We start from the raw sequence: 4,481 nt of genomic DNA, 5'->3' as shown, positions 1-4,481 counted from the left end.
CGTGGGGTGACCGCCGTATCGGCGGACGGCGAACTGCCGCGTCGGCTGCGGATCGTGGGCCTCATTGCGGGCGCGGAGCGGGTCCAGGCCCTGGCGGAGGCGGCGGCGGACCGGCGGCACGATGTCCTCGGACGGCTGCTGCCCGCCGATCCCGGAGGCTTCGCCCTGGCATGGCTGGCCACGGCGGTGTACGCGTCGGCGGCGGCCGAGTCGTTGCTGCTGGCGGCCTGGACGCCGGACATGTCCGCCGCGAACTGATCGGCGTCGCCGATCGTCATAGGGAGTGAAGAGCGCGGTCCAGCCCGCGATCCAGTGAGGGGGAACGATGCCACTGCCGAAGCTGTCACGCCTGCGCGTGCCGAGGCTGCGCGTGCCGCAACTGCCTTGGCCGGCGCGGCTGCCGCGACTGCCGCGTCGGCCGTGGTGGCCGCGCACCCGGCGCGGGCAGCGACGTACGGTGCAGACGGTCATGCTCGGGTGTGTGCTGGCGCTGATGCCCGTGACCTGGATGCACGCGGTCGCGGACAGCCGTATCCGTACGGTCGCCGATGTCCCGGCCGGCGATGTCGCCATGGTCTTCGGAGCCGGGCTGCGGTCCGGCCGGCCGACACCGTATCTCGCGCACCGCCTCGACGCGGCGGCGGAGCTGTACAGCACGGGCAAGGTGAAGGTCGTGCTGGTCACCGGGGACAACAGCCGGGTGGAGTACGACGAGCCGGGCGCGATGCGGACGTATCTCGTCGGGCGAGGTGTGCCGGACGACCGAATAGTCAGCGACTACGCCGGGTTCGACAGCTGGGACTCGTGCGTGCGCGCCAGAAAGATATTCGGCGTCGAGCGGGCGGTGCTGGTGACACAGGGCTTCCATGTCCGGCGCGCGGTGGCGCTGTGCCGGGCGGCGGGTGTCGAGTCGTACGGAGTCGGCGTCACCGAGCGGCGCGACGCGACCTGGTACTACGGCGGCATACGGGAGGTGTTCGCCTCGGGCAAGGCGGCGGCCGAGGCCCTGCTGCGACCGGATCCCATGTTCCTCGGCCCGACCGAAACGGGAGTGACCGAGGCGCTCGCGGCAGGCCGCGCCCGCTGACGCCCAGGAGGCCAGGGCCGGCCTCCTGGATGCCGGAGTTCAAGGTGTGTGCGGTACGCGTGGAACGGACGACGCCGACGCCGGGGCCGCGGGCGAGTAGGGGGCACGTAGGTACGGGCTGACATGAGTCAGCCAGTCGCCGCCCGCGATCAGCCGGCCTCGCGCCCGTAGTTCATGGGCCACACGAGGTGCCGCGAAATACACCCAGGCGCTGACCGTGGTGCCACCGGCCGACAGGACATCGCGGGCGACCCGTTCATACACATTGGCCGGGTCACCGGGCGCGAAGTACTCCTCCAACTCGTCCAGTACGGCGAGCAGTTCGCCGTACTGCCCGGGCTTCGCCGTGATGAGGTCGCCCACGACCGTGCCCCGGTCCTCGATCACATACGGATAGCCGGGGCCGTCGTAGAGCAGGGCTCCCTCCAGGCGCGCCGGTTCCTCGTGGGCCGTGCGGCCTCGCAGACACAGGTCGTAGTTGGGCTCGCCAGGCCGCAGCGTGCCGTAGACGAAGAACGGCAGCTCGCCCGCCGCCTCGGCGTCTGCCGTATCGACCACCGCTCTCATGGCGCGTCGGTCTCCTCGGTGATCCAGGTCAGATACTCCGCGCTGCCGCGCACCACCGGTGTGGCGATGATCTCCGGTGTGTCGTAGTCGTGGACGTCCTTGAGATGAGCCTCCAGGGCGTCATAACGGGAGCCGGTGGTCTTGAAGAGGATCTGCCACTCCTCGGCGGTCTCGACCGCGCCCTTCCAACGGTAGACGGAGGCGACCGACGCGGAGATCTGCGCGCATGCGGCGAGCCGGGCCTCGATCGCTCCACGGGCGATCTCCTCGGCCCTGGCGGCACTGTCGATCGTGGTCAGCACGGTCAGATACTCGGCAGTGGACACGTGGCGGGCTCCTTCGGGAGGGTCCGGAGTCGGGCGAGGTACGAAGCCCGGATATGTGCTGCGCACCAGGCGGTAGTACAGCACCGTAGGCATCTCCGCCGCACCACCGCACCCACCGCCCTGCCGCCCTGCCCGCTTCTCCTCAAGCGGCGTACGGGCGAGCGGACTTGGCGTCGCGCAGGGCCAGGCCCCACCAGGCGAGCTGGTCGAGCATCGCCTTGGCCGCCGCGTCGCACTGGGCCGGGTCCTTGTGCCGGCCCTCGTCGTCGAAGTGCGCGCCCGCGTGGTGGAAGGAGACCGTGTCCCGGACCGTGACGGCGTGGAGCTCGGCGAAGACCTGGCGCAACTGCTCGACCGCGCGCAGTCCACCGGAGATTCCGCCGTACGAGACAAAGCCGACCGGTTTGGCCTGCCATTCGCCGTAGTGCCAGTCGATCAGCGATTTGAGGGCGGCGGGAAAGGAGTGGTTGTACTCCGGAGTGATCACGACGAAGGCGTCGGCGGCGGCCAGTCGCGCGGTGACCTTGCCGAGTTCGCCCTTGACGGCCGGGCCCGGGTGGAAGGAGAGCGCGGTCGGCAGATCCGTCTCCGCCAGATCGATCAGTCCGGTGGTGAAGTCCGGGCGCTCGGCGGCGCGGGCGAGAAACCAGCGGGAGACGACCGGGCCGAAACGGCCCTCGCGGTTGCTGCCCAGGATGACGGCCAGCTTCAGAGGTGCGGAACCGGATGGAGCCGTGGTTTCCGGCGTCATGACGTCCGTGGTGGTGTCCATGGGAACAGACTCGTACCTCAACCTTGGTTCAGGTCAAGCCGTCCTCGCGCGTCGTACGGTGATGACCATGACGACTACCGCACCGCACCTGCTGATCGAGGTCGACGGCCGGCCCGCGACCGAGGCCGATCTGCGTCTCCGTGCGCTGGACACATACGGACACTTCACCGCCATGCAGATCAGGGACGGCCGGGCACGCGGGATGGACCTCCATCTTGCCCGGCTCGACGGCGCGACCCGTGAGCTGTTCGGCATGGGCCTGGACGGCGAGCGCGTACGGGCGGCGCTCCGGCACGCGCTCGAAGGTGTACGTGACGCCTCGGCCCGGGTCCATGTCCACTGGCAGAACGGGCCGGACGCCGCGAACAGCACCGGCTCTCGCCCGCGTATCGGCGCCGGCACAGGCGGTAACACGACTCTGATGGTGACGGTACGGCCTCCGGCGGCCCTGGACGGCAGGGCGAAGAAGCTGATGTCCGTCCCGTACCAGCGCCCGGTTCCGCACATCAAGCATCTCGGAGGCTTCGCCCAGATCCACTACGGCCGGCTCGCCGAGCGCGCCGGTTTCGACGACGCGCTGCTCACCGGTCCCGACGGACTGGTGGCGGAGAGCGCCGTCGCCAACATCGGCTTCTGGGACGGCGGTTCCATCGTCTGGCCGGATGCTCCGCTCCTCACCGGCATCACCATGGCCCTGCTGGAACCACTCCTCCCGGCCGCCGGCCTCCCGTCGGTCCGGCGCCGGATCACTCTGGCGGACCTTCCCCGGTTCCGCGCCGCCTTCCTCACCAATTCGCACGGAGTCGCGCCGGTGGCCGGAATCGACGGGACGGTCTTCCCGGGCGAGGCGGCGCTGCTGAAGACGGTGACGGAGCTGTACGAGGGCGTGGAGTGGGATCGCATCTGAGCGGTGACAGACACGGCGGGCACGGCGGGCACGGCGGGCGCACGTCCTCGTCACCCGTTCGGCGAGTACCGGGCAACTCATCGGAGTGACGGCACGTCAGCAGCCGTGACCTGCGAAGACACCGAACGGCAAGCGGGCCGCGCCGGGTGCGGCCCGCGAATCTGATCGGACATCAGCAGGCGTACGACCCGACGGGCGCCTTATCTCAGAGGTGACGACTACCGCGCTGCCCCGGAGGATCACCATGCGTCCCACTGCCCGCCTACTGACCGGTACCGCGCTGGCAGCCGTCTCGACAGGTCTGACCTCCCTGTGCGCCACGACCACCGCGGCAGCGGCCACCGGCACCGCGGACACCACCACCTCGACCACCGCCTCGACCACCGCCATAACCACCACCACCGCCATAGCCGCGGACGAAGGCCGGCTGGAACTCTCACCGAAGGTCGTGCGTCCCGGCTCCCTCGTCTCCGTCAGTACCACCGTCTGCCGCGAGGGCCCCGCCAAGGGCGACGCGCGGTCGGCTGGCGCCGGCGAGTTCCGGCTGGAGCGCGCGGAGGGCCGCGCAGAGGGCCAAGAGGCGGACCAGGAGACGCTGGTCGGCCGGTTCCGGGTGCCGCACGAGATCGGACGTGGTCCGTACCGCGTCGGTGTGCGATGCGAGGACGGCAGGCACATCACCCGGGAATTCTTCGTGGAGCGCGACCGCGAACCGCGCGGCCATGTCAGATCGGGGATCGGCGGCAGCGTCGGTCCCGACACCACCCAGATCGCGGTGGGAGCGGCCGTCGTGGCCGCTGCCGCCGTCGGCGGGACCTTGCG

6 protein-coding genes and 1 pseudogene are annotated in these 4,481 nt (G+C 70.5%); 4 read left to right on the top strand and 3 right to left on the bottom strand.

Features of this window, described 5'->3' with window-relative positions; all coding sequences use genetic code 11:
* Together GA0115259_RS26440 and GA0115259_RS26435 are read left to right on the top strand one after the other, a co-directional pair.
* Positions 1 to 258: pseudogene (locus tag GA0115259_RS26440) on the top strand (hypothetical protein); the annotation flags it as partial.
* A 67-nt stretch (positions 259 to 325) separates the two neighbouring features.
* Positions 326 to 1,087, top strand: coding sequence for a SanA/YdcF family protein (locus tag GA0115259_RS26435; protein ID WP_093601659.1), 762 nt, complete (start codon positions 326 to 328; stop codon positions 1,085 to 1,087).
* Between the two features lie 39 nt (positions 1,088 to 1,126).
* On the opposite strand, the gene GA0115259_RS26430 is transcribed toward GA0115259_RS26435, so the two are convergent.
* The 3 genes from GA0115259_RS26430 to GA0115259_RS26420 form a co-directional block, all read right to left on the bottom strand.
* Entirely contained in the window at positions 1,127 to 1,654 is a 528-nt protein-coding gene (locus tag GA0115259_RS26430; RefSeq protein WP_093601657.1) for a gamma-glutamylcyclotransferase family protein, read from the bottom strand.
* Positions 1,651 to 1,980: a divalent-cation tolerance protein CutA gene (gene cutA / locus GA0115259_RS26425; protein WP_093601655.1), complete on the bottom strand. Its 330-nt coding sequence runs from the start codon at positions 1,978 to 1,980 to the stop codon at positions 1,651 to 1,653. The genes GA0115259_RS26430 and cutA overlap by 4 nt, the downstream gene beginning before the upstream one ends.
* Positions 1,981 to 2,122: 142 nt before the next feature.
* On the bottom strand, positions 2,123 to 2,752 hold the full coding sequence (locus GA0115259_RS26420; protein WP_093601653.1) for an NADPH-dependent FMN reductase: 630 nt from the start codon (positions 2,750 to 2,752) through the stop codon (positions 2,123 to 2,125).
* Positions 2,753 to 2,819: 67 nt separating this feature from the next.
* On the opposite strand from GA0115259_RS26420, the gene GA0115259_RS26415 reads away from it, so the two are divergent.
* Positions 2,820 to 3,659, top strand: coding sequence for an aminotransferase class IV (locus GA0115259_RS26415; RefSeq protein WP_093601651.1), 840 nt, complete (start codon positions 2,820 to 2,822; stop codon positions 3,657 to 3,659).
* A 244-nt stretch (positions 3,660 to 3,903) separates the two neighbouring features.
* Positions 3,904 to 4,481: hypothetical protein (locus GA0115259_RS26410; protein WP_107469265.1), on the top strand; the 578-nt coding region annotated here is incomplete at its 3' end.

The organism is Streptomyces sp. MnatMP-M17, assembly GCF_900091995.1.
In the GTDB taxonomy this organism is placed as follows: domain Bacteria; phylum Actinomycetota; class Actinomycetes; order Streptomycetales; family Streptomycetaceae; genus Streptomyces.
This window is presented reverse-complemented; position numbering and strand designations above follow the sequence as displayed.

Bases quoted from the DNA above. Each gene is read 5' to 3' on its own strand.
- GA0115259_RS26435 (WP_093601659.1), top strand. From the start codon at position 326: ATGCCACTGCCGAAGCTGTCACGCCTGCGCGTGCCGAGGCTGCGCGTG.
- GA0115259_RS26430 (WP_093601657.1), bottom strand. From the start codon at position 1,654: ATGAGAGCGGTGGTCGATACGGCAGACGCCGAGGCGGCGGGCGAGCTG.
- GA0115259_RS26420 (WP_093601653.1), bottom strand. From the start codon at position 2,752: ATGGACACCACCACGGACGTCATGACGCCGGAAACCACGGCTCCATCC.
- GA0115259_RS26415 (WP_093601651.1), top strand. From the start codon at position 2,820: ATGACGACTACCGCACCGCACCTGCTGATCGAGGTCGACGGCCGGCCC.